This is a genomic window from Vibrio sp. 10N.247.310.17 (assembly GCF_041466605.1).
GTDB lineage: Bacteria > Pseudomonadota > Gammaproteobacteria > Enterobacterales > Vibrionaceae > Vibrio > Vibrio tasmaniensis_A.
Genome location: NZ_JBFSTC010000223.1, coordinates 1 through 1,314 on the forward strand (window position 1 = coordinate 1; position 1,314 = coordinate 1,314).

Genomic DNA, 1,314 nt, shown 5'->3' on the forward strand with positions numbered 1-1,314 from the left:
TTGTCCCGTCCTGAAATGTGTTTACACATTGAGGACGAATTATGACTACTTCAAATAGGACCTATGTTAAGCGCACTCAGCGTGATTACACACTAGGCTTTAAATTACAGATTGTCGCTGCTGTAGAAAGAGGCGATATGACATATAAACAAGCCCAAACCATTTATGGTATCCAAGGCCGCTCAACCGTTTTAACCTGGCTTCGAAAGCACGGTAAGATGGATTGGGCGCAAAATCCAAGGATGAATGCCATGCACCAATCACCTAAGCCTAAAGAATCACCTGCACAGAAAATAAAACGTCTTGAGAAAGAGTTAGAAGACGAAAAAATCAAGAATCTCTTTTTAAATAGAGTGGTTGATATTCTTGATGCTGAGCACGGAACCAGTCTCAGAAAAAAGTATCTAGCCAAGGAGCAAGAAGCCTTCAAAAACAGGAAGGAATAAGTTTAGTTCGAATATGTAAGCTATGCGGTATAACGAGGCAGAGTGTTTATCAACGAGAGAAGCGAATTCATCATCGTCAGTTAGAGCTTAAACCGATTAAAAAAATGGTGTTGGATATTAGGCGTTATATGCCTCGGGTTGGTACTAGAAAGCTCTATTTTTTGCTTAAACCCAAACTACAAGAACAAGGTATCAAGTTAGGTCGAGATGCGCTTTTCAACTACTTACGCGATGAACGATTATTGGTAAGACCTAAACGTAGTTTTACAAAAACGACCAATAGTAGACATTGGATGAAGAAACACCCGAATTTATTAAAGGACTACCAACCATGTAGTCCGGAGAGTGTGTTGGTGAGCGACATAACCTATGTTCAATCTGATGAAGGGGTTCACTACCTATCATTGGTTACGGATGCGTTTAGTCGAAAAATAATGGGCTATGAGCTGAGCAATGAAATGAAAGCGACGGATGTCGTGAAAGCGCTGGATATGGCTATCAAAGGGCGTCGATATCATCGTCCTTGTATCCATCATTCAGATCGTGGTCTGCAGTATTGCTCAGGTGTTTATCAAGATAAGTTGAAAAGTAGCGGCATAATGCCTTCGATGACAGATGGTTATGACTGCTACCAAAATGCCTTGGCAGAGAGGATAAATGGAATCCTGAAACAAGAGTTCTTACTTGATAAGTGTAAAAACCTCGGAGAGCTTAAACAACTAGTAAAAGAGTCTATAAGTACCTATAACAACATGAGGCCGCACCTTAGTCTCAGGATGAAAACTCCAAATGAGGTGCATGAAAAAAGCCAACAGCTGACGCTGTTGGCTTAGTAGAAAAACTGTCAACGTATTTTAGGACGAGACAG

The 1,314-nt window shown here is 40.8% G+C and carries 1 protein-coding gene; it reads left to right on the plus strand.

The genetic code is table 11. The features are described from left to right. Nucleotides 1-41: 41 nt before the first annotated feature. Nucleotides 42-1,279 (plus strand): IS3 family transposase gene (locus AB6D80_RS24990; protein ID WP_139137516.1). Its coding sequence is split into 2 segments (ribosomal slippage): nt 42-414 and nt 414-1,279, totalling 1,239 coding nucleotides; the frame shifts between segments, so codons are not numbered across the junction. Nucleotides 1,280-1,314: the final 35 nt, after the last annotated feature.